General features: G+C 46.1%; 19 protein-coding genes. 7 read left to right on the top strand and 12 right to left on the bottom strand.

What is annotated here, in order from left to right; genetic code table 11:
- Positions 1-94 precede the first annotated feature (94 nt).
- Entirely contained in the window at positions 95-1,285 is a 1,191-nt protein-coding gene (locus CLV98_RS05745; protein ID WP_109673344.1) for an alpha/beta hydrolase family protein, read from the top strand.
- 107 nt (positions 1,286-1,392) lie between these two features.
- On the opposite strand, the gene CLV98_RS05750 is transcribed toward CLV98_RS05745, so the two are convergent.
- The 4 genes from CLV98_RS05750 to CLV98_RS05765 all read right to left on the bottom strand — a co-directional run bounded on the left by CLV98_RS05750 (position 1,393) and on the right by CLV98_RS05765 (position 7,696).
- A complete protein-coding gene (locus CLV98_RS05750) occupies positions 1,393-4,524 on the bottom strand; it encodes an efflux RND transporter permease subunit (protein WP_109673345.1) in 3,132 nt (1,043 codons plus the stop codon).
- Positions 4,525-4,576: 52 nt separating this feature from the next.
- Positions 4,577-5,632: an efflux RND transporter periplasmic adaptor subunit gene (locus tag CLV98_RS05755; protein ID WP_109673346.1), complete on the bottom strand. Its 1,056-nt coding sequence runs from the start codon at positions 5,630-5,632 to the stop codon at positions 4,577-4,579.
- A 51-nt stretch (positions 5,633-5,683) separates the two neighbouring features.
- Entirely contained in the window at positions 5,684-7,015 is a 1,332-nt protein-coding gene (locus tag CLV98_RS05760; protein ID WP_109673347.1) for a TolC family protein, read from the bottom strand.
- Positions 7,016-7,084: 69 nt separating this feature from the next.
- Positions 7,085-7,696 carry a TetR/AcrR family transcriptional regulator gene (locus tag CLV98_RS05765; protein ID WP_109673348.1) on the bottom strand — a complete coding sequence of 204 codons (612 nt, stop codon included), beginning with the start codon at positions 7,694-7,696 and terminating at the stop codon, positions 7,085-7,087.
- A gap of 298 nt (positions 7,697-7,994) precedes the next feature.
- Between CLV98_RS05765 and CLV98_RS05770 the strand changes: the two genes are divergently transcribed.
- Complete coding sequence (locus tag CLV98_RS05770; protein ID WP_109673349.1) at positions 7,995-9,089, top strand: glycoside hydrolase family protein; 1,095 nt, start codon at positions 7,995-7,997, stop codon at positions 9,087-9,089.
- A 38-nt stretch (positions 9,090-9,127) separates the two neighbouring features.
- Complete coding sequence (locus CLV98_RS05775) at positions 9,128-11,059, top strand: heparinase II/III domain-containing protein (protein WP_109673350.1); 1,932 nt, start codon at positions 9,128-9,130, stop codon at positions 11,057-11,059.
- A 52-nt stretch (positions 11,060-11,111) separates the two neighbouring features.
- On the opposite strand, the gene CLV98_RS05780 is transcribed toward CLV98_RS05775, so the two are convergent.
- From CLV98_RS05780 to CLV98_RS05790, 3 genes are all read right to left on the bottom strand, one after another.
- Positions 11,112-12,011, bottom strand: a complete 900-nt coding sequence (locus CLV98_RS05780) for a prohibitin family protein (protein ID WP_109673351.1) — start codon at positions 12,009-12,011, stop codon at positions 11,112-11,114.
- Positions 12,012-12,247: 236 nt separating this feature from the next.
- A complete protein-coding gene (locus CLV98_RS05785; protein ID WP_109673352.1) occupies positions 12,248-13,105 on the bottom strand; it encodes a prephenate dehydrogenase in 858 nt (285 codons plus the stop codon).
- A gap of 46 nt (positions 13,106-13,151) precedes the next feature.
- Positions 13,152-14,309, bottom strand: a complete 1,158-nt coding sequence (locus CLV98_RS05790) for a pyridoxal phosphate-dependent aminotransferase (RefSeq protein WP_109673353.1) — start codon at positions 14,307-14,309, stop codon at positions 13,152-13,154.
- A 179-nt stretch (positions 14,310-14,488) separates the two neighbouring features.
- On the opposite strand from CLV98_RS05790, the gene modA reads away from it, so the two are divergent.
- From modA to CLV98_RS05805, 3 genes are read left to right on the top strand one after another with little or no spacing between them, the layout of a single operon-like run.
- Positions 14,489-15,241, top strand: a complete 753-nt coding sequence (modA, locus tag CLV98_RS05795; protein WP_109673354.1) for a molybdate ABC transporter substrate-binding protein — start codon at positions 14,489-14,491, stop codon at positions 15,239-15,241.
- Between the two features lie 53 nt (positions 15,242-15,294).
- Entirely contained in the window at positions 15,295-15,963 is a 669-nt protein-coding gene (gene modB / locus CLV98_RS05800; protein ID WP_109673568.1) for a molybdate ABC transporter permease subunit, read from the top strand.
- Complete coding sequence (locus CLV98_RS05805; RefSeq protein WP_229203237.1) at positions 15,950-16,837, top strand: ABC transporter ATP-binding protein; 888 nt, start codon at positions 15,950-15,952, stop codon at positions 16,835-16,837. The genes modB and CLV98_RS05805 overlap by 14 nt, the downstream gene beginning before the upstream one ends.
- Positions 16,838-16,843: 6 nt before the next feature.
- Here the strand turns inward: CLV98_RS05805 and CLV98_RS05810 are convergent, their stop codons facing one another.
- On the bottom strand, positions 16,844-18,418 hold the full coding sequence (locus CLV98_RS05810; RefSeq protein ID WP_109673355.1) for a protein adenylyltransferase SelO: 1,575 nt from the start codon (positions 18,416-18,418) through the stop codon (positions 16,844-16,846).
- A gap of 260 nt (positions 18,419-18,678) precedes the next feature.
- Between CLV98_RS05810 and CLV98_RS05815 the strand changes: the two genes are divergently transcribed.
- The gene (locus CLV98_RS05815; RefSeq protein ID WP_109673356.1) at positions 18,679-19,347 is read left to right on the top strand and encodes an SGNH/GDSL hydrolase family protein; all 669 of its coding nucleotides are present in this window, start codon (positions 18,679-18,681) and stop codon (positions 19,345-19,347) included.
- Positions 19,348-19,413: 66 nt separating this feature from the next.
- On the opposite strand, the gene CLV98_RS05820 is transcribed toward CLV98_RS05815, so the two are convergent.
- The 4 genes from CLV98_RS05820 to thrA all read right to left on the bottom strand — a co-directional run bounded on the left by CLV98_RS05820 (position 19,414) and on the right by thrA (position 24,355).
- A complete protein-coding gene (locus CLV98_RS05820) occupies positions 19,414-20,313 on the bottom strand; it encodes a nucleotidyltransferase family protein (protein WP_109673357.1) in 900 nt (299 codons plus the stop codon).
- Positions 20,314-20,488: 175 nt separating this feature from the next.
- A complete protein-coding gene (locus tag CLV98_RS05825; RefSeq protein ID WP_109673358.1) occupies positions 20,489-20,815 on the bottom strand; it encodes a HesB/IscA family protein in 327 nt (108 codons plus the stop codon).
- Positions 20,816-20,904: 89 nt separating this feature from the next.
- Complete coding sequence (locus CLV98_RS05830) at positions 20,905-21,843, bottom strand: homoserine kinase (protein ID WP_109673359.1); 939 nt, start codon at positions 21,841-21,843, stop codon at positions 20,905-20,907.
- A 55-nt stretch (positions 21,844-21,898) separates the two neighbouring features.
- Complete coding sequence (gene thrA / locus CLV98_RS05835) at positions 21,899-24,355, bottom strand: bifunctional aspartate kinase/homoserine dehydrogenase I (protein ID WP_109673360.1); 2,457 nt, start codon at positions 24,353-24,355, stop codon at positions 21,899-21,901.
- Positions 24,356-24,630: the final 275 nt, after the last annotated feature.

Raw genomic sequence — 24,630 nt, forward strand, 5'->3', positions numbered from 1 at the left:
AATCCCATAAGCGCTTTTAAAGTTACCAAATGGCACCCCCAGTCTTGAAAATCTACTTGGGAATGCCGTGTTTCCTAAACCTTAAAAATTGCTCATGAAAACCACAATATGCTGGCTGTTATTTTTACTGCCCTGCCTACCCGTTTTTTCGCAAAATTATGACGAATCCCAAGTCGGCACTTTAGCCCTTCCTAAGGTCCTTAAAACCCAAGATGGCCGAGAAGTGACGACTATAAAAGATTGGGAGTCCACTCGTAGACCCGAAATTATTTCACTATTCGAAACGCATGTATATGGCCAAGTACCAAAGACATGGGATAGGGTCATCTTTAAGCTCACGAAAGAAGATAAAAAGGCCATGAAGGGGAAGGCTACCCTGAAGGAGGTAACGATCAGCACCTTCCGAAACCAAGAACAGGTGGACATCCATTTGGTACTGTTTATCCCCAAAAAGGCCAAGAAACCTTCTCCTGCCTTTTTACTCATCAACAATCGGGACCCCAGTAATACCGACCCAACGAGAAAAACCTTGAGCGGATTTTGGCCGGCAGAGCAGATCATAGAAAAGGGGTATGCCATAGCAGCGATACACGTAAGTGATGCCGCACCCGACAATAAGACCGATTATCGCAATGGGGTCTTACGGCTCTATCCGGAACAGCTAACCAAAGACGATGGCATGGCGGCGATAGGAGCCTGGGGCTGGGCCGCAAGCCGGGTAATGGATTACTTCGAAACGGATCCAGACGTAAACGCCCAACAGGTAGGGCTGGTAGGCCATTCGAGGGGAGGGAAAGCCTCTTTATGGGCTTGTGCGCAGGATGAGCGATTTGCCATCTGCTATTCTAATAATTCAGGAAACACCGGAGCGGCGCTTTCTAAAAGAAATTTTGGAGAAACCGTCTTAAAGATCAACACGAGCTTTCCGTATTGGTTTAACACCAACTATAAAAAATACAATGACCGCGAGCAGGACTTGCCTGTGGACCAACATTTGTTAATCGCCACCATAGCGCCAAGGCCTGCCTATATTACGAATGCCTCGGAGGACTTATGGGCCGATCCGAAGGGAAGTTTTATGGCTACCCAACTGGCTGAGGCATCCTATGAGCTCTATGGGTTGAAATCGTCGCTTCCCAATGAGTTGCCAGCCGTTAACACCCCCTTTACTACCCCACCTTTGGGCTATCATATTCGCGAAGGAGCTCATAACCTGACCCCCTATGACTGGGAGCAGTTTATCGCGTTTGCCGATCAACATTATGCTTCTAAAAAGCAAAAATAGATCCCATCGAGTCCTGACCTAATGGGATAATAGCAGGAATGGCCTGTGCATGTTTTCATTACATACACAGGCCATCACCACTAATGAAGCAGGACTATTATTCCAGGCTACGAATGGGTAGCCATAACGGGCGCTTCCACTTTCTTAGGAAACTTTGCTCTCCATTTATCCCCAATACGATCGACGGTGTAATATACCATAGGCACCACAAAGACGGTGAGACAGAGACTAGTAACAAGTCCCCCCACAATTACCCAAGCAAGGCCATTTTTCCACTCACTTCCAGCGGCGGTACTCATGGCGATAGGTAACATCCCTATGGCCATGGCTAGGGTCGTCATCAGAATCGGTCTTAACCGGGTGGTACCCGAGGCGATCAGGGCCGTCCAGGTGCTGTCGCCGGCTTCTTTCCGCTGATTGGCAAAATCCACGATCAGAATCGCATTTTTGGCTACCAGTCCTAGGAGCATAATCATCCCCAAAATGGTAAAGATACTCATCGACGACTTCGTTAGAGCCAAGGCCAGAAATACGCCTAAGAACGCTACCGGAATGGCGAATAGAACCACGAAGGGATAGATAAAGTTATTATAGAGCGCTACCATCACGAGGTACATTAGGATAATAGCTGCCAAAATAGCCATACCCATAGCCCCAAAGGTATCTGCCTGCCGCTCGGCATCGCCACTCCAGCGCAAATCGATACCATCGGGAAGGGGGTGATCTACCAACGACTGCTTGATACCTTCCACCAGCACTCCGGAGGTGATGCCCAAAACGCCGCTTTTGATGGTCACTGAAGTACGGCGGTCCTTACGTTCCAACACACTAGGTCCACTACCTTGTGCTACTGTAGCGAATTGTGAAAGTTTGATAGCCTTACCCTTGTCATTGATAAAGGTGATGTTTTTAACATCATCAACATCTTGTTTGTTAAAGTCATCGAATTTCACTCGGATATCGTACTCGTTATTCCCTACTCTATATTTAGCATCATCGTTGCCAGCATAGGCGTTTTGCATGGTGGCACCGACATTAAAAATGTTCAGCCCTAGTTGACCCATTTTTTCACGGTCCAGATTGACCTCTACCTCCGGATTACCGGCTTCCACACTTAAGCTTGCATTGATCGCCCCAGGCATAGCGGCTATACGGTGTTTTAACTCATCGGCGGCCTTCATCAGCAGCTCCGAATCTTCGGCGTTCAATACGATCTGGATGGGTTCACCAGCATTTACCATACTAACCAAACTAGGGCTCACTTTCACTCCTGCATATTCTTTTGAAATCTGCTGGGCCTTTTCAAGCATTAACTTTTCAGTCGACAGGGCCCTTTCGGTCTTATCGATCAGCGTAACGGTGAGCTCCGACTTATAATCGGAGCCTACTCCTGCTACCAACGAAGAGGTACTACTACCGGCTACATTGCTAAAAACGGTAATGACATCGGGTTGTTTTCGCAAATAATTCTCGATCTCTAAACTGCGCAGGTTATTTTGCTTGACGGTGGTATTTTTATCGAACTCCAATGCCAATCTAAATTGACCTTTATCACTCTGGGTAACGAACTCACTACCAATGATACCCATTTTCATGACCATTCCCACCAATACGAAGAGTGAGAGTGTAAATCCTCCCATAATTAGTTTATGCTGCAGAGTCCACTTTAAGGCGCCTTCGTACCATTTGGTCAGGCCTAGAATTAACTTTTCAAACCAAATCAGCGGTAGGTGTAAAATATTGTTTTCACGTAAAATGGTAACCTTTCCGAACCGAGAGGATAGCCAGGGGGTGAGGGTATAACAAACGAACAGACTCATCAGGGTGGCTACTACGATGGTCAGCGAGAATTGGCGAAGAATCGCCCCTACCACGTTTTGCAATAAACAGAGGGGGCCAAAAACCACTACATCGACCATAGTGATGGCCATGGCTGAAAAGCCAATTTCATTTCGACCATCGAGGGCCGCTGTCCGCTTGTCTTTGCCCATATGCAGGTGTCGGTGTATGTTTTCCAATACCACGATACTATCGTCGACCAAGATCCCAATCACCAAAGAGAGCGCCAAAAGGGTCATCAGGTTGAGCGTAAAGCCAAACAGATACATGGCGATAAACGTGGAAATAAGGGAGGTAGGAATGGCTACCAAGACGATCATGGAGTCTCTAAAGCTATGTAAAAACAGCAACATGATAGCCGAAACTAGTATGATGGCAATAAATAGGTCGTGCCCTACTCCATTGGCAGCTTCCAGTGTGTAATCGGCCGAGTCGTCGGCAATAATAAATTGCACTCCTTCACCGGCATATTTCTCCTGTATTTTACCAATTTTGTCTTTGACTTGGGCGCTGATCTCAACGGCATTCGCACTGCCTTGTTTTTTGACCAATAGACCAATGGCATTCACTCCATTGTATCGGAAGATAGATGCAGGGTCTTTGACGATATCCGCTACCGTGGCTACCTCACTCAACTTGATGGGACTCCCAGCACTCGGCAAGGCTATGGTCAAATCATTGAGCTGGTCGACCGAGGTAAACTTCCCCGACAATCGAACGGTCATCTGCCCATTGGTTTCGGACTTCACTTTCCCCGCTGGGAACTCTATATTGGCATTATTGATGGCTTGGGTAATGTTGAGGATGGATAAGCCATAATAATCCAGTTTATCCTTTTTTACATTGACTTGTATTTCCCTCTCTTCGCCTCCAATGAGGGTAATCTCACCCACTCCACCGATTTGTTGAAGCTGGGGAAGGATTTCATTCTCCATCATATCGTAGAAGTTGGGGCCACTTAGGTTGGAAGTAACGGCCAACTGCATGATGGGGGCATCGCTAGGGGTTACCTTGGAGATATTGGGGGTCTTAACATCACTAGGCAGGTCGCTCATGATGTTATTGAGCTTTCGCTGCACTTCTTGTTCCTTTTCGTTAATAACCGTCCCGCTTTGAAACTCGGCGGTAATAATGGAATTACCTTCCATAGATTGGGCGGTAATGGTCTTAATACCATCGACACCACTGAGCACATCTTCAATTTTTTTGGTAACGGTCTGCTCCACATTGACGGGAGCCGCTCCAGGGTATTGGGTAATAACGACCAGGGTCGGCTGGCTCATTTCGGGCAACAGCTCATAGCTCAGCAAGCTGTAGCAAAAGAGCCCCCCTCCAAGTAGTATCGTAAAAATCACGATAATCAAAGAGGGCCGTTTGATTGATATTTCAGTTAATGACATCCTATTCTTGTTTTATCAATTATAATAATTCTTCCAGACCTTCAGCCTATCCTTATTTTACTACCATTACTCGAACACCTTCTGATAGATTGACCAACCCACCCGAAACGACCACATCGCCCTCTTGTAACCCTTTAAGAACCTGGATGCGTGTCTCATTGCCTGTCCCTAGCTCTATGTCCCGTAATCTGGCCACACCTTGGTCTATTACATATACTTGTGGCTTCAAAGTAGTACCAAACAAGGCGGCCCGAGGGATGGTCAGGGCCTGGTTCGCCACGGCGTTATTCAAAGAAATGGTACCATACATCCCGGCTTTCAGTGCATACTTTGGGTTAGGTACAAGGATTTTTACCGTAAAATTATGCGCATTGTCCGCCTTCGAGGCTATTAAATCCACCTTGCCCTGGAAAACTTCTCCTGGAAAAACATCGGTTGTAACATTTATTCTCTGACCGTTTTTGAATTGAGATAGACTGTTCTCTGGAACGTTGACTACCAATTTCAAAGCGCTGTTGTCGGTAAGGGTGGCCATGGCCATGCCTGGAGAAACGATGGCCCCCAAATCGAAATTCCGTGTCGTAACGATCCCTCCAAAAGGAGCCGTGATTCGGTACTGGCTGATCTGCTTCTTGAGGAGATCGATTTGGCCCTTGCTGGTCAAAATATCCGTTTTAGCCCTGTCGAGCTGAAGTTGCGTAATACCCGAAACGGCTTGCTCATACCGGTTAAGGGTATTGACGGCAATATCGTAGTTGGCTTGAGCCGATCTTAATTGTACCTGTAGCAGTTCGTTGTCGAGCTGAGCGATGAGTCCCCCAGCACCAATACGACTCCCTTCTTCTACATTGACTTTGATCACCTTTCCAGCAGTTTCCGAACCTATGGCCACCTCTCTGTTGGGTTCAAATGACCCTGTAAATGCGGTAGTCTGATCGAAAAGGGCAGGAGACACCGTATCGGCCTGGACGGTCACCGCAGCATTTACCTCCGGATGATAGACCTTGGCTTCCACCTCTTCTTTATTCTTGGTCAACGTAAAGGCCACCATCGTTACCAATGCTCCAGCTACTAATAGGGCTAGAATGATTTTCGTCGCTTTATTCATTATTTTGTAAATTTAATATCCTTGGTTTATAATAGTTTCAAAGAAGATGGATCAAGGTAATAAGGTACCCTGTGCCTTTTTAAGACTCATTTCTGCCTGCTTGAAATTGATGAGAGCGGTAACAAAATTGGTCTGTGCGTTTTGGAGCTCGGCAGTGGTATTGATCACATCACTTACCCGCACGATCCCACTTTGGTATTGTTGGTTGATATCGGCCATCACTTTCTGAGCCAATGCCAGGTTGCGTTTCTGACTTTGATAGGTAATCAGATTGCTCCTCAAATCGGCATGGGCGTTGGCAACTTCCTGCTCGTTATTCTGCAAGATCTGCTTGGCCTGAACATCGATCTTCTGAAGCTCTATTTGCTTTTGCTTCGCTTGGTATTTGATATTGAAACCATCGAAAATAGGTACACTAAATTTCAACCCTATTGAAGAAGCCGGGTAAAATTTGCCATTTATATTCTTAAATGGATTGGCATCGCTCTGAAATCCAGAATAGCCGTAATTGGCATATAATGATACGATGGGCTTGTACCCTGCTTTAATATTTTGATACTCTAGGGTCATCAACTTCTTATTCTGTAACAGCTGCAAATAATTGGTCTTCTCTAGCGCATCAAATCCATTTTCTGGCATAGCTCCGACTTCGTCTTCCTGAAAGGGAACCACTCGAACGGTCTCCTCTAAAGGCATATTCATCAATACTTTGAGGAGGTTGTAGTATTTCTCCTTACTGTTCTGCAGATTCTCCAAATTGGCCTTGGTGTTGTCGCGTGTCACGGTAAGCCGATCCACATCGGTCTGAGTCGCTAGCCCAGCCTGTAATTGTTGGGTGGTTGTGGCCAATAATGCCTCCGTGTTCTCCAAGCGCTGTAGGGTTAGTTCCTCCTGCTTGTCCAATGACTGTATATTATAATAGGTAGCCCCCACATTATAAACCAGGTCTTCCTGACTGCTGCGTACCTGAAGCTGATTGCCCGCAACGAGCACTTTGGCTGCCTTTAACCCAATAACCGCCGAGGCATTGTAAATATTTTGAGTAAGACTAACCGTGGCCGTCTTCACCTGCGACACACCCAAACGCGCCGGAATATAAGTCCCTGAGGGCCCTCCAAAGGTTTCTGAAGGGATGACCGAGGTCTGAACCTGCGGGGAATATTGATAAGAGCCGCTGGCATTAAGATTGGGCAATAAGGCGCTATAGGCCTGCTGAACAGAGGCATTGGTTTTTTCCAGGTCTAAGGCATCTGCCTGAAGCTGTAGGCTCTGCTGGAGGGCCAAATTGGTGCATTCTTCCAGGCTATAGCTTCTCTGGGCGTGGAGGGTACCAAAGCCTCCGAATAGGAATCCAAAAGCCACTAAGAACGGGTATTTTTTCATTATCTTTCTGTACTTTTTTGTTAAATGTTAATGTCTGACAATTTTGTCGAAATAAGGGCAAAAAAATAGTTATGCTTTAAATGCGGTTTCTAAGAAGCTCAAAATAAAGGCTTCTCTCTGGCGTAAAAGATCCATATAGGCCTCATCGGAAAACTTGAGCATCTTCTTGATCATGGCCATACCCGTGAATGGAAACATACACACCGATAATAAGGTAATAAATATTTGATGTGGGTCTCCTTTAAGTTCTCCTTTACGCACAGCCTCCTCAATGGGGACTATAAAATGCTCATGCATATTGACCGGAATGGTTTTCAAAAGTACCTCCGCAATAAAATCAGGGTTGTTATTGAACTCATTCAGCATAAACAAATCGAACTCTGGATTTCTTAAGGCACTTTTCATATAGCTAGAGGCAAAATTTCTCATACGCTCCACTATAGGCACTTCGCAAGGGTCAAATTGTGTCACCCGTCTTTCGGTTTCCGAAAAGAAATCTTTCATGACCGTAGAAAAGAGCTTTTCCTTGCTTCTAAAATAATAGTGCAAAGCAGTTCTACCAATTCCCGATTCATCGGCAATTTCCTGTAAACGGGCCCCATCATAACCCTTTCGGAAGAACACTTTTTTAGCGGCCTCGATGATAAGTGCTTCAGTATCTGTACTTTCTTGATCCAACATAACTGTTTGACATTTTTGTCGAACACAAATATCAAACTTCTTTTTGGAAAAAGAAAGTAAAATAGGGTAATCAGGGATTATTTTTTGAGAAAGGATTGGTGTAGATTGGTGGATTCGTGGCTAGTAACCTTTCCAGCCACGAATCCCACGAATCTCACGAATGCTTCCACCCGACCCCTATCCTCATTTCGTGGCCAGAATATCATTCCTACTCTAGCGTAAATATTCACTATTTTCACAATAGAATCGACGCTGAATTAGCTTTAGGTAAAAACGACCAGCACAGTGACCAATCGCTATGATAAAAAAAACACTATTACTCTTACTATTATTATGGGCAGGGGTCATTCAGGCCCAAAAGCGCCATACGACCGTATCCATTCGCAGCGAAAACTTCTACATCAACGGTAAAATAACCCTTCAGGGAAAGTCCTACCAAGGAATGAATTTGGAAGGCTTACTACCCAACTCCAGGATGGTGCAGGGTATATTTGACGACACCAACCCCGAGACCAAGCACCAGTGGAAATATGCGGACACTGGCGAATGGGATCCCGACAGAAACACCCGGGAGTTTGTTGAAGCCATGGAGATATGGAAGAAAAAAGGACTGTTAGCCTTTACCGTCAACCTTCAGGGGGGAAGTCCTTACGGTTATTCCAAGAGCCAGCCCTGGCACAATTCGGCCATTCGGCCCGACGGGACCCTGGACGATGCTTATATGAAAAGGCTAGAGAAGATCCTCACCCGGGCCGACCAACTCGGAATGGTAGTCATATTGGGTTATTATTATTTCGGGCAAGACGGGCGTATCGTCGATGATCGAGCCATAGAGGAGGGGGTCAAAAACACAACCAATTGGGTACTAGACAAAAAATACGAAAATGTAATCGTAGAGATTGCCAACGAATGCAACATCAACTACAAGACCCATCCCATTTTACAGCCTCAGCAAACCGTTACGCTCATTGATTTAGTCAAGTCCATCCAACGAAAAGGGCGGCGGCTACTGGTATCGACCAGTTTCTCGGGCAATTTCATCCCTACCGACGAAGTATTAGCCGCCAGTGATTTCGTGCTCGTCCATGGCAATGGCGTAAAGCAACCTGAAAGAATCGAGGAGATGGTGAAGATCATTAGGGACAAGAAGACCTACAAAGGCCAGCCGATCGTATTCAACGAAGACGATCATTTCGATTTTGACAAGCCCTATAACAACTTCATTGCCGCCACCAAGGCGCATGCTTCGTGGGGGTATTTCGATTATCGCATGAAAGACGAGGCCTATCAGGACGGGTATCAAAGTGTACCCGTTGACTGGGGAATAGACAGTCCGCGAAAAAAGGCATTTTTTGATCTTTTACAAAAAATGACCCAAGGTTCTAAGCATTAAGGATACGACTCCTAGTCACCCAACTTATCTAAACCCCTATGCGTTTTCTTACCATCACTTTTCTGATCCTATTAGGCATGTCTTTGCGTACCTATGCGGAACAAAAGCGAGATCTCCTTCAAAATAAAGCCAGTTTACAGGCCGTAAAAGCGGCCTTGGTAGCCAACCAAGACTGGGTACCCTACCCAGCCTATGCCGACCGAGCGGGATGGGAACAACTATCTGGCAGCTATCGGGAGCATCAAATTCAGAATGGTGAGAAATATCTTAGTTATGAGTGGAGGGTTATCAAGGCCACCGACTATTTGGAATTCGAGAAAAGCGGCTCTCGTACCATTATGGAAAGCCCTATGTTTTCGAACAGCAATGTACTAAGCAGCCTAGTACTGGCCGAATTATGTGAAGGCAAAGGTCGGTTTATAGACCAGATCGTCAATGGAACCTGGTACTTCATGGAGTTGACCTCCTGGGCTTCCTCGGCACATTTAGTCTCGGCGCAGCGGAATAGACGTGCCCTACCCGATTTTCGCGAACATATTATTGACCTTGGAGCCGGTGACATGGGATCTTTGTTATCCTGGATACATTATTATTTCAAAGAGTCCTTCGACCGGGTCGACCCCAGTATTTCGGCTCGGCTTGAGCAGTCCATAAGAGAGAGAATATTAGATCCATATATGAACCGGGATGATTTTTGGTGGCAAGCCATTCATTTAAGGCCAGGAGGCAACGTCAACAATTGGAATCCGTGGTGTAATTTCAATGTGTTAATGAGCTTTATGCTTATAGAGAACGACCCTCAAAAACGAGCCGAAGGCGTATACCGCACCATGGTCTCTGTCGATCAGTTCATCAACCACAACCACGACGACGGCGCTTGTGAAGAAGGCCCGTCCTATTGGGGGCATGCTGCGGGCAAAATGTATGACTACTTACAGGCACTCAGCTATGCCACTGCGGGCAAAATTTCCATTTTCGACCAACCATTAATCAAGAATATGGGAGAATACATCGCCAACACCTATGTAGGCGACGGGTGGGTGGTCAATTTTGCCGATGCCTCTGCACAGGGAGGGGGCGATGCCAGCCTCATTTATCGATATGGAAAAGCCGTGGACAGCAAGGCCATGATGCATTTTGGCGCCTATTTGGATGCCAAAAACGAGGAGAAGTTCCTCACTGCGGGAAGGGATCTATTTAGACCAATGGAAGAGATGAAATACAAAAATGCCTTGATGACGACTACCCCAGCACTACCCTCCTACGAGGCGGTGTGGTATCCTGAGACCGAGTTTTTGTATATGAAAAATGAGTCCGGATTATTCTTCGCATCAAAAGGTGGTTTCAATGCTGAAAGCCACAACCATAACGACATGGGTACCTTTTCTTTATATCTTGACCATCAGCCGGTGTTCATCGACGCTGGAGTAGGGACCTATACCCGGCAGACATTCAGTAACGAGCGCTATACCATATGGACCATGCAGAGCGACTATCATAATGTACCGAAGATCAACGGAGTATCGCAGCAAGATGGGGCGCAATATCGATCCAAAAATGTCCAGTTCGATGCGCAGAAAGGGATTTTTAGTCTCGACCTAGCTGGCGCATATCCCGCCACTGCCGCCGCACAATTTTGGAACAGGACCTACCAATTAGCAAAAAAGGGAGGGCTCACCATCACCGATCAGTTCAGCCTCACGGAGGCCAAAGCACCCAATGAAATCAACTTTTTGGTATGGCAAAAGCCAGATCTATCGCAGCAGGGGAAAATAACACTCCAGGTAGGCAGTAAAACCGTTGAGATGGGCTATAACCCCAAGCACTTTACCAGCAAGACTGAAACCATTGAGCTACCCGACCCCCGACTATCGAGAGTATGGGGGGAGAGAATTTATAGAGTAAGTCTTATAGCCAATAAAGTAGCAAAAAAGGGGAGTTACAACTTCGATATTCAAATACAAGAGTAAGTAGTCAATTAGGGGGATAAGCATCTAAAAACAGATACTTATCCCCTATATTTCAGTTCAAAATCAGGGGCATATTGCTTTTCCCGCCCATGATCACGATTTTAGCATTAGGCGACTTAGCCAACTCCTTCTGAGCGTTAATCATCTCATATTGCAGCTGACGGTCGGTAAGGCTTTGGGCGATGATCGTCTGGTAGTCGGCAATCCCTTGTGCCTCTACCCGCATTCTTTCGGCCTCCTGCTTTTCCTTTTGCAGGACAAACTCCATTTTTTGGGCATCTTGCTCGGCATTAATCTTTGACTCAATGCTCTTCTTTACCGACTCTGGCAGATTAATATTTCGTATCAAAAGCTGCTCCAAGATCAGCCCTCGATCTTTAAAGTCCTTGTCTATAGACTTATAAATGCGATCTTGGAACTCGTCCCTACGTTTGGAGTACAAGGACACGGCGTCGTAATAAACGGCATTATCTCTTATTCTTGTTCTAGTGACAGGGCGGACAATCTTATCTTTATAGTCGGTACCGATATCCTTAAAAATTGACGGGGCGCTAGATGGGAGAACTTTATAGAGGACCGTCAAGTCTATAACCACCTCAAGTCCATCGGCCGAAAGCACCCTTATGGCGTCATCGCCACTTAGTTCTCCTTCATTGGTGATGGCCGCCATGGTGTAGTTCTGTGTTTTAGTATCGAAAACGGCTACCGTTACCAGTGGATTTACTAGGTTAAGTCCATTTTCGAGCACCCGGTCACTTACTTTGCCAAACAAGGACTGTACCCCAATGGTCCCTGCGTCGATCTGGCGGATACTGGCGGTAAGGCCACCGACGAGCACCAGAGCCACGCCTACTATTTTCATATAGCGGGTATATTGGGCGATATTTCGGTCAGAAGATTGTAATACATAGCCGGTGATGAGGATCAACAGGCCGATAGTTAGGAAAAACATAGGGAGTCAGTTGGTTGATTACTCCCTAATTTACGTAATATAAAGGTAAAAGACAGGCAGCAGGCCCCATTGTTTATATTAAATTAATTTTTTGTATAAAAAATTAAGGACTAAAACGAGTGGGCTGCCAGAGGCTAAGCGGGGAAGACACCTCCCCTATAGGGTCAAACAGAAGCCCTACCAATCTACCAGAATAGTGGTGAAGGGTGGGCAGGAGAAGCCCCCTGCCCTTTCGGCTATTTTTTTTCTATCCCCGCCAGTATCCGGCCAATATCATTGGCCTTGGTCATATAGTCCAAGCTTATTTCGGTTTCCCCTTGGTCGATAGCGGTTTTAAACTTTTTCAACAAGGCGATATAATCACCTAGTGCCTTAGAAACGTTCTTCTGATTTTGGGCAAAAATAGGTGCCCACATCTGAGGCGAACTTTTTGCTAACCTAACCGTCGAAGAGAAACCAGTGCTCGCCATATCAAAAATCGCTTTTTCGTCCCGCTCCTTATCCAACACCGTCAGGCCTAGAGCAAAAGAGCTAATATGACTCAAATGCGATACATAGGCCAGGTGATGGTCGTGCTCTTGGGGGTTCATATAATGGATTTTCATTCCTATATCCCTCAAGAAAGCCTCTACCAGCATTAAGCAATCCCTATCCGTTTTATCACGTCCACAGATAATTACATTTTTGTCGGTCAGCAGTTCGGCAAAAGCAGCTCCTGGCCCCGAATTTTCGGTACCGGCCATAGGATGCACCGCTACAAATTGTTTCCGATTGGGGTGGCCATCAACTATCTCGCAGACCAGTTCTTTGGTCGAGCCTAAGTCCATGATGGTACGTCCTTCTGGAATTTGATCCAGAAGGGTGGGCAATAGTTTACCGATGGTATCTACGGGGGTTGCCAGCACATTGAGCTCGGCCATTTGCAAGGCATCTTCTAAGCTGACGATTTCATCGACAATGCCCTTGGCCAGTGCTATCTTCTGGTTAACGATGGAAGTATCCACGCCAACAAATTTCACCAGCGGGTATTTTTTCTTGAGACTCAGGGCAAAAGACCCGCCTAAGAGCCCTACGCCTATTATACTGATAATCATGCGATTATTATTTTCAAATAAATCCAATAATTTTATAAATCTCTGTCTAGCTTTTCAGACGATCAACAGCCTCCCATATGCGTTCTTTGGGCATACATAAGGAGAGTCGGATGTAGCGCTGGCCTTTGGGGCCGAAAATAAAGCCAGGAGCAATAAACACATGCTTCTCTACGAGCAGTCGGTTAACCAACTCCTCTGCCGATGACACCGACTCGGGCAACTTCCCCCAGAGGAACATCCCTTCCTGGCTCTTGTCCCAGCTACAACCCAAGGAAGTCAAGAAAGCTTCCGCCGCTTCAAGTCGACCTTGGTATACTGCATTGCGTGCCTGATGCCACTCGGCATCGTTCTGAAGTGCCACAATAGCAGCTTCTTGCATGGCCCAAAACATACCAGAATCCACATTGCTTTTTATTTTGAGCACAGCATCGATATAGGATTTGTCGGCTGCCAGCCAACCCATTCTCCAACCCGCCATATTATGCGACTTACTCATAGAGTTGAGTTCGATCGCCACTTCTTTGGCCCCTTCTATAGCAAGAAGGCTAATAGGAGCCTTTTTGTTCAACACCAGGCTGTACGGATTATCATGGCAAAGTAAGATGCGGTGTTTTTTTGCAAAAGCTACTGCCCTTTCAAACAATGGTACTGTGGCCGGGGCTCCAGTAGGCATATGGGGATAGTTCATCCATATAATTTTCGTCTTGGGACTCACCAAACTTTCCATCCGTTCCCAGTCGGGCTGCCATCCTTCATGCTCCAGCAAAGGATATTCCTTCACTACCGCTCCCACCATCTGGCTTACAGCACGGTAGGCAGGGTAGCCCAGCTCGGGTACTAACACCTCGTCGCCAGGGTCCAGAAACGTCAACGACACATGGGTTATTCCCTCTTTAGAGCCGATTAGAGGCAATAGCTCAGCGGCAGGGTTCAGCGTTACTCCATAAGTACGACCATAATAAGATGCAATGGCCTCCCGATAGGAAGGAGTTCCGATATAAGATTGATAACCATGTGCCTGTGGTTTCAAGGCGGCATCGGCCAAAGCCTGGATGGTCTCTTCGGATGGCATCATGTCGGGATTCCCTATTCCTAGGTTAATCACGTCATGCCCATTTGCAATCAAATTGCGCACCTCGGCCAGCTTTACTGAAAAGTAATATTCAGTAGTCTGGCGGGTTCGTAACGCTGTTTCAATAATCATTGATTAAAATAAATTTATGGTATTTTCAACCTTCAAAAATGGGGCGCAATTTACGACTTTTATAGCCAACACATTACTACCCATCCTATTTTGAACATAAGAAAGGTCAATTAAAGCTTTGGTGTCATTTTTAAAGGCGAAAAAAGGGCCTTCAACCCAAATTCAAGTAACTTAGCAGGATGAAAATAAAGCTACTATTTCTGACCGTACTCAGCGTCATGGCTGCCTGCAGCAAGCCATCGGAGGAGCTGATGATAGCCACGGCCGCCAATGTGCAGTATGTAATGAATGATATTAAAGCCGAATTCGAGAAAGAGTCGGGCAAGAAAGTTCAGATCATCGTAGGCTCCTCCGGAAAGCTTACCGCTCAAATACGAGAAGGGGCCCCTTTCGATGTTTTCGTATCGGCCGACACCAAATACCCTGAAGAGATCTATAAACAGGGAGGCTCCGATCGGGCACCACAAGTCTATGCACGTGGAGCACTCGTGCTGTGGAGTAAGAACCTCCCTACCGAAGGCTTGGATTGGAACAGGCTGAAAGAGGATAACATCCACAAAATAGCCATTCCCAACCCCCAAACCGCCCCCTATGGTGAAGCCGCCCTACAGGCTTTAGAAAAAACGGGACTGATGCCGGCCATTAAAACCAAATTAGTATATGGAGAGAGTATCGCCCAAACGGCACAATACATCACCTCCGGATCGGTAGACGTCGGCTTCAATGCCCTCTCCATCGTCTTATCTTCCAATATGAAAGACCAGGGCCACTTCACTCCTATCGACACCGCCCTCTATGCCCCCATCCAGCAAGCGGCAATCCTACTCAGGCATAGTGAAAACTCCCTTAAAAAAGCCAGCAGCGAGGCCTTTTATGAATTCTTGTATTCGGAGCGAGCACAGCAAATTTTCAGAAAATATGGATATAGGTAAATATAAAAATACAACCATTCGTTCTTGACATCAATTTAAGCCCATTGATTATGATGGATTGGCAACCCCTCTGGCTTACCTTTAAGCTGGCTAGTATCACTTCTATAATGCTCCTTTTTCTAGCTACTCCCCTGGCCTATTGGCTGGCCTTTGGCCGATTTAAAGCCCGGGGCTTGGTAGAAGCACTTATTGGAATGCCCTTGGTACTACCTCCTTCGGTTATCGGATTCTATCTGCTACTTGCTTTTAGCCCCTCTCACTGGTTCGGTGCTTGGATAGAAAGTGTCTTCGGTATCCGATTGGTTTTTTCATTCCCTGGCTTGATAGTAGCCTCGGTCATCTATAGCCTCCCCTTCATGGTATATCCCATACGAGCCGGATTGCAGGCCGTACCACAGTCCTTAGTCGACTCTTCCTACATCTTAGGTAAGGGACCTATTGAAACATTTTTTCGGATCTTGCTACCTAATAGCAAACCTGCCCTTTTAACCGCCTTCGTGCTCACCTTTGCCCATACGGTAGGTGAGTTTGGCGTCGTACTCATGATAGGAGGAAACATCCCTGGCGTCACCAAAGTGGCTTCGGTCGCGATTTATAATGAAGTAGAGGCCTTAAATTATTCTATGGCCAACCAGTATGCCATGGTACTATTCTTCATTTCATTTATCATTCTTCTTTTTGTTTATTCCGTCAACAACCGACTACTCCGTGTGCGCAAATAAGCTTGAAATAGACCTACAACACAGCCTACAAACCTCTGTGGGCACCATGTCCATGGCCATTGCCCTTTCCATTCCTAAGGGCGAGCGACTGGCCATTACGGGTCCATCTGGAGCTGGAAAAACCACCCTGCTCCGACAAATAGCGGGGCTTTCACATCCTCAGCGAGGCACCATCATTCAGAATAGCCAGGTATGGCTCGACAGTTCCCAGGGCATCTTTATGCCCCCTCAAAAAAGAAATATTGGTTTCGTTTTTCAGGACTATGCTCTTTTTCCACATCTTACGGTAATTCAAAACCTCTCCTATGGACTTCCAAAAGGGAAACCTACCCCTATCGTCGATAGATTCCTGCGCCGTATGGAGCTGTCTGCCCTGGCTCACCGCCGCCCCAGCCAGCTCTCGGGTGGTCAGCAGCAGCGGGTGGCTCTGGCAAGGGCGCTGGTGCGAGAGCCTGAGTTACTCTTACTCGACGAACCCTTGTCGGCCTTGGATTCCGACATGCGCCATAGCCTTCAAAACTTATTATTGGAGCTACAGCATGAGCAGGGTTTCACCATGATTCTAGTAACGCATCATCTAGGTGAAATCTTTAAAATGGCCCAAAGCGTCGTACAATTAAACCATGGTCAAATTACCGCCTCAGGTAGCCCAGTGGAGGTATATCCAAAACGAGCCCTGCCTGCCGATAGTCTTACCCTTTACGGTGAAGTATTAATTATCGAAATACAGGATGATCACCTGAGGCTATTGGCATGGATCGACCATCAAGTTCGTGAACTCAAACTCCCCTTGGAGTATCGGGCTCAGCTTCAGTTAGGACAGGCTTTCACCCTGACCTACCAGCATCAGCAAGCGGTGCTCGCACCTTTATAGTCCCTGTTATGAGCTACAGGACAACATGCTACACCCTACCTTTTGCCGTGCCCATTCGGGGCGTTTGGCAAACCATCGCTCCTGATCAGGCTGTTCTGAATAAGGCGCTTGTAGCAGCTGGTACAGATCCTCAACTACCGTAAAATCCCCTCCCTCGGCGGCATCTATAGCCAGTTGTGCCATATAATTGCGGAGGACATATTTAGGGTTAACGGCATTCATAGCCAACATTCTTTCCGTGTCGGTCAGGGTTTCGTGCTTCAAGCGATCCTGATATTGAACAAACCAACTTCGCCAATCCGATCGAAGCGCCTCATCCAATTCCTGTGGCTTATAGAAAGCCTGGGCTACAGGCTCCAAAAAAGCATCTCCATCCTCTAGGACATTGTCCTTTTTCACTTTAGACAATCCCCTAAAAAACAGAGTCATGTCAGTCTCCGTTCTTTGAAGTAGCCCCTCCAGACTTTCTAACAAGTCAATATCCTCGGTCCGATCCATTTGTAAGCCTACCTTAGCCAGCATCATGGCATGGTATTGCGTGGCATAGTCCACACGATACTCCTCCAAAATAGCCTCCATGGCGGGTATATCTTCTATCAGTGGGTATATGGCATTGGCTAGTTGATATAGGTTCCATAAACCTATGTCGGCCTGTTGTCCAAAGCGATAGCGCCTGTGCTGACGATCGGTGGTATTGGGCGTCCAATGATGGTCATAGCCTTCTAGCCAACCATAGGGTCCGTAGTCGATCGTTAGCCCAAGAATCGACATATTGTCGGTATTCATGACGCCATGCACGAACCCTACCCTTTCCCAATGCACGATCATCTCCACCGTCCTTTGGCAAACAGCCTTAAAAAAAGACAAATATCCTGCCTTTCCTTCCGGCGTAATTGAGGGAAAAAACTGTTTGATAGAATAGTCGGTAAGTTTTTTTAAATTTGGAATGTCCTGTCGGGAGGCAAAAATCTCGAAATTCCCGAATCGGATAAAGGAAGGCGACACCCTACATACCACCGCACCGGGTTCATAAGCCGCATTGCCATCATACAGCATATCTCTTAAGACCCGATCGCCGGTAAGCATTACCGATAGGGAACGTGTGGTAGGGACGCCTAAAGCAGCCATGGCTTCGCTACATAGGTGTTCCCGAATAGACGACCGTAGCACCGCCAGGCCATCTGCCGAACGCGAATAGGGCGTGGCTCCCGAGCCCTTTAGCTGTACGGCCCATTGACGCTCGTGGTGGTGGACTTCGAACAGATTAATGGCTCTACCGTCCCCCAACTGCCCCGCCCAGTTTCCAAACTGGTGGCCTCCATAACACATGGCATAAGGATGAGTACCTGGCAAGACTTTGGAACCAGAAAACACCTGTAAAAAGTCTTCTGAGCCCATATCCTCTCCCGTTATTCCTAACAACTGAGCCACTTCAGCGGAGGCATGTACCAGTTGCGGTGCAGTCGGCATCCTCGGTGACACATAAGAAAAAGCCGCCATATTCACTTGTCGCCTACTGTTATTCGTATTGGTATCGGCAGGAAGCTGCCGATTATAGGTATCATTAATTTCCAGTTTCATCCTTGTATGCCCTTGTCAGGTCTTGTTTTCGGTTCACCACCGACCCATACCTGTTTGGGGGGCATGGGCTTATAAATAAATTACTTACTCCTAATAAAACCAATTCAAGCATCTTAGTTCCCTATCAGGATCGGATGTTCCTTCCGCAGCTGTCCGTAGATTTGAAAAGGTAATAATCCAAAATTAGTCCTATCCATTAGGTAATTTTCACCCCAAATAGCCTTTTATTATAAACATTCAACTTTTCAATTATTCAAATCATGTATCGAATTCTTAGGATCCTAGTGGTGGCTATCCCATTGCTAGCCATGAAACAAGACAAACCCCTTAGGGTCATCTTCTTTGGCGACTCCATCACACAAGCGGGTGTAAAACCCCAGGGTTATATTACCAAAGCAGGTGAGATGTTAGGCTCAAAAGGGTTAGGTGCACAGTATGAGTTGATGGGAGCCGGTATAGGCGGCAATAAAGTATATGACCTTTACCTCCGAATGGACGAGGATGTGTTGGATAAAAAGCCCGATGTCGTATTTATCTACGTTGGTATCAATGATGTATGGCATAAGGCTTCGTCTGGTACCGGCACCGACCCCGACAAGTACGTTAAGTTTTACGAAGCCATTATCAAAAAACTGAAGGCGCAAAACATCCGAATCATCCTTTGTACGCCTTCCGTGATTGGTGAGAGAAACGACAATTCTAACCAGCAAGACGGGGACCTCAATCAATATAGCAAGCTCATACGTGACCTTGCCGATCGGAACAACCTTCAGCTATTAGACCTGCGTAAGGAATTCCAGGATTATTTATCCGCGAACAATCCCGAAAACAAGGAAAAAGGTATTCTCACCTCCGACAGGGTGCATCTTACCGAGGCTGGAAATACTTTTGTAGCCGAAAAAATGGTAGAAGCACTTCTCAAGAAGTAGGCAAACAAACCCGGGGCCTGAAACTATAGTTTCAGGCCCCGGGTGTACTTTAATATTAGGTACTAGCTATTCCCAAAGGTTATCAGGATATTTATGGTCCGCATGAAGGGCCGATAACGCTGCCTGCACCTTAGGTTTATCCTCCGGATACGTTACTCCAAACCAATCGGAAGTAGAACGAAAGACGCGACAATCGCCCAAACCTTTCTGTATCATATGAGTCATCACAGTAGGAATATAAAACTCCGCCTTGGGTGAATCCATATTCTCTTTGGCATAAGTTTTAAACAAATCCTCTGTGATTGGGAACATAGAAGGCTTAAAGCCCCAGAAGTTCATAGAAACGGGTGTTTCTGGAGCCAATTCTGTTAACACTTCATTTTCTTCAAAGTATATTTTTCCATCTTTTGGAAAAATTTTGGTGCGTTCTGTTACAACTTCCAGATTTTGATCCTCCCGCTCCACACATATACCTCTAGAAACCGTTCCATTTTCAGATAGTGTCCGTTTTAGCTCATAGCCAATCATGGCGTGTTGCTTATCATTAGTATCGGTTGACAAAAACTCCGCCATGGTTTTAAATGCGTCATAACCATAAAAATCGTCAGCATTGATCACCGCGAATGGGGTGTCGGTCTGCTCCCAGGCGCATAATGTGGCATGACCTGTCCCCCAAGGTTTTACACGCTCTACCTTACCTAGTTCGGTAGGCATATACGACTGTACCCCTTGAATGGCGAAATCAAAATCAATTTTACCCTTCAACTTCGAAGCAAATAATTCAGCGGCTTGATCCTTGATTTCTTGTCGTACAATGAATACAACCTTTCCAAAGCCACTGCGAATAGCATCATACAAGGAATAATCGATGATTGTTTCTCCATTGGGGCCAAACTGATCCAATTGTTTGATACCACCGTAACGGCTTCCCATGCCTGCGGCAAGAATTAATAGTGTTGGTTTCATGAAATGAGAATGCTTTGATACTACCACCCCCTTGGATGGCTAAACATGGTCGAGAGACAACTAAACATTTAGTTCTACTCATGATCACGGGACAAATTAATAATTTTCTGCCCTTTAATAGAAACGCACCGTGGTCCCCACGGTGCGTTTCTATTAAATAAATATTTTTAATAAATTATACTGCGAAACTTTCTCCACATCCACAAGTCCTGGTGGCATTGGGGTTCACAAATTGAAACCCCTTACCATTAAGGCCATCCGAAAATTCCAGGTTGGTACCCGCCAGATAAAGTATACTCTTTTTATCCACTATAATCTTGATTCCTTTATCTTCAAATACCATATCTGTAGGCAATGAATCTGAGTTAAACTCCAAATTATAAGTCAACCCTGAACAGCCACCACCCAAGACGCCAACCCGTATCTGGTAATCGTCGGCGTGACCGTCGGCCTTACGTAATTCGATAATTTTATTTTTTGCGTCTTCGCTAACCGTTATCATTTCCTTGCTGTTTTAATTGCTAAAGTTTTAACGTCCATCTTAATTAAGAAAGTTCATCAATTAAGGTTTTTCCCAAAAATTCGATCTTTTTATGCCTGCTCTAATATGGTGGCTCCGGTTTTATTTATGGCCGAAACATGGCTATGGGCATCTATACCTACTTGTTTGAAACCTTCAGCCATCACCTTAGCGACCTTTTGGGCAGTATCAGCGCCTCTGCTCAGAGCAAACATGGAGGGGCCCGATCCAGAAATACTGCATCCCAAGGCTCCAGCCTCTATAGCCGCTTGTTTTACCATACCAAATTGAGGGATCAATATGGATCGTACCGGTTCGATGATAACATCGACCATCGACCGACTTATCAATTCATAATCGGACTGCATCAAACCGCTAATCATCCCGGCAACATTGCCCATTTGCGTAATAGTATCCTTTAAGCTTACCTCGTCACGTAAAATATATCGTGCATCTTTGGTATTGATCTCTATATCGGGATGTACCAAGGTAGCATACAAATCGCCAGGAAAGGGAATGGTAAAAACATCTAAAGGATCATAGCTTCTGATCACGACAAACCCTCCCAACAAGGCAGGGCCTACATTATCGGCATGCGCCGATCCTGAAGCTATTCTTTCGCCCTCCATAGCAAATCGTAATAATTCGTTTCGGGAAAGGGGCTCATCGAGTAGGGCATTTAAAGCAACAATCCCCGCTACCGAGCTAGCCGCACTAGAGCCCATGCCACTACCAAGAGGCATATTCTTATGTAATACCACCTCTGCGCCAAAGTCGGCCAGGCCCAGATGCTCCACCAGGTGTAACATCACACCAGTGACAGCATTTTTACTGGCCTCCCGAGGTAAGCGCCCCCCATCTCCAAAAATGTCCTTGATAACGATTCCAGGACGCTCCGTCCGGGTAATTTCTACAATATCCCCGGGCTCTTCGATGGCAAAACCGAAAATATCGAATCCACAAGCTACATTGGCTACAGTTGCCGGTGCATAGGCTTTTATATAGTTCACTGCAATATTCTTTGTCTAATGTTCTTCCTTTTTAGGCTGGGGTACTTCGCCTATATTACCCCAAATAACTGCTAATGCTCATAATATCGGCAAAAACACCCGATGCAGTAACTTCCGCCCCGGCCCCCGGGCCTTTAATTACCAAAGGACGATCTTTGTACCTTTCCGTTGTAAAGGATACGATATTGTCACTTCCCGATAGGTTATAAAATGGGTGATTGGCGTCCACAGCCTTCAATTCTACATGGGCTCTTCCATGATCCAGAGAGGCGATATATCGTAATTTTTTCCCCTCAGAGGCTGCCGACTCCGCTAGCTCGGCGAAATAAGCGTCCGATTTTTCCATTTCGTCGAAGAAATCGTCGACTGTCTTCGCTGCTAGGCAATTTTCGGGTAATATTTTAGCTATAGTAATATCTTCAGGTTCCAAGGGCACGCCTACTTCCCTAGCTAAGATTAGGATTTTACGGGCTACATCGGCACCGCTAAGGTCCTCACGAGGATCGGGCTCGGTAAAGCCTTTCTCCTTAGCCTCTCTTACCACATCGGCAAATCGCACCCCTTGCCCAAAACTATTGAAAAGGTAAGAAAGCGTTCCTGAAAGAATGGCTTCGATTTTCAGGAACTTGTCCCCACTCGCCATCAATCCTTGCATGGTGTTGATAATCGGCAAGCCTGCACCTACATTGGTTTCGTATAAAAACTTGACGCCCCTTTTCAGCGCAGTACGCTGTAAGGACAAATACTCCGCATAAGACCCTGAGTTAGCCACCTTATTGGGAGTAACTACGGAGATACTCGCATCGAGCAACATATGGTAATATTGTACAATATCCTTGTCGGAGGTACAATCCACAAAAACACTATTGGGAAGGTTGAGCTCTATCATACGTTGCACGAAGGCGGGAAGGCTCGTTTTTACCCCTTCCTCGTCGATACGTGCTTTCCACTCTTCAGGTTTTATACCATCGGCATCCAAGAGCATCTTCTTGGTATTGGTGAGTCCTGCCAAATTCAAGTTCAACAGTTTCTCCTCCCGCAAATATTGGGTTTGGTTTTTTATCTGTTCCAATAAAGTACCACCTATCAAGCCAACTCCTACCAAAAACAGGTTTAACGACCTGGTTTCGGATTGGAAAAACACCCCATGTATGGCATTTAAGGCCTTCGATAGATCTCCTTTTGAGATTACAACCGATATATTGAGTTCCGATGACCCTTGTGCCGTCGCCACTACATTGATTCCGTTTTTCCCTAAAACCGAAAACAACTTTCCCGACACCCCGGAACTTTGTTTCATTCCTTCGCCGACGATAGCTATGATAGACAGGTTCTTCTCTACCCCTACGCTGTCGATATGGCCAAGCTCTATTTCCGAAGAAAATTCATTTTCCAGTACCTCTATGGCCCGTGCGGCATTTTTGGGGTCTACCGAAAAACAAATAGAATGCTCTGAGGAAGCCTGTGAAATGAGTATGACGCTGATGTCATGAAAGGATAAGGCCGTAAATACACGCCCCGATATACCGGCCACTCCAATCATCCCGCTCCCTTGAATATTGACGAGGGCTATCTCATCGATAGACGAAATACCGGTAATGGCATAGTCCTTACCATTGGCCGTTTTTTGCACATACGTACCTTCAAAATCTACATTAAAGGTATTTAAAACCTTCAAAGTGATATTCTTGGCAAATGCTGGCTGTAAGCTAGGAGGGTATATGACCTTGGCGCCAAAATGCGAAAGCTCCATGGCTTCTGCATACGAAATAGACGGAATAGTAAAGGCGTTGGCGACCTTTCTAGGATCGGCCGTCATCATACCATCTACGTCGGTCCATATTTCAATACACTCGGCTTCGAGGGCCGCTGCTAGGATGGATGCCGTATAGTCCGATCCACCACGCCCCAAAGTAGTGGTAACGCCATCCGTTGTAGAGGCGATAAATCCCGTTACACATTGTAAGGCGGTGGATTTGGCAAAATGTTCTAATATCTGATGATCGGTAACGGCAAAATCTACTTCGGCCATCCCAAACTGATCGCTGGTATGGATGATATGGCGGGCATCGCAAAATTCGCTATTAACCCCCTTACCCATTAATATTTCGGAGATTACCAAGGTCGACAACCTTTCGCCAAAACTCATGATCAAATCTAAGGTCCGATCCGACAATTCCCGAATCCACGAAACTCCTTTCAGAATATCGCCTAATTCGTTAAACAGTCCTCGAACCGCCGCAAAGGTGCTACTCTGATGCTTTACCGGAATCAAAGCGCGCACCACGGCAAAATGCCTTTCTTCTACTACTTGTAAGAAAGAAACATATTCCTTGTTGCCTGAGGCCGCCATCTTACCGATCTCAATGAGCCGATTCGTGACTCCGCCCATCGCCGAAAATACGACAGCGATGCGCTCCTCTTTTGCAAGATTGTTTTCAATGATACCAATTACCGCTTTGATGCTATCGACAGAGCCCACAGACGTGCCGCCAAATTTGAGAACCTTCATTAAAATATTGAATTCGAATTACGGGTACAGAATAATAGAATACAAATATAGCAATTCGTTGTCCGCTTATGTTATAATTTGGCTAAAAGCATCGATTCAGAATACTTCTTCTGACTCCCTATACCAGAACATTACCCTCTTGCTCACATCCTCTCCCCGAGCTGTCTTTCTGGAATCATTACTATTAATTGATCCCTATTCTGAAAATTCCTCAAGCCTCCAGGTCTAAAATACATAAAACTGTTATTTTGCAATAATACAATATTTTATACTGT

This window comes from Dyadobacter jejuensis, assembly GCF_003149085.1.
In the GTDB taxonomy this organism is placed as follows: domain Bacteria; phylum Bacteroidota; class Bacteroidia; order Cytophagales; family Spirosomataceae; genus Dyadobacter; species Dyadobacter jejuensis.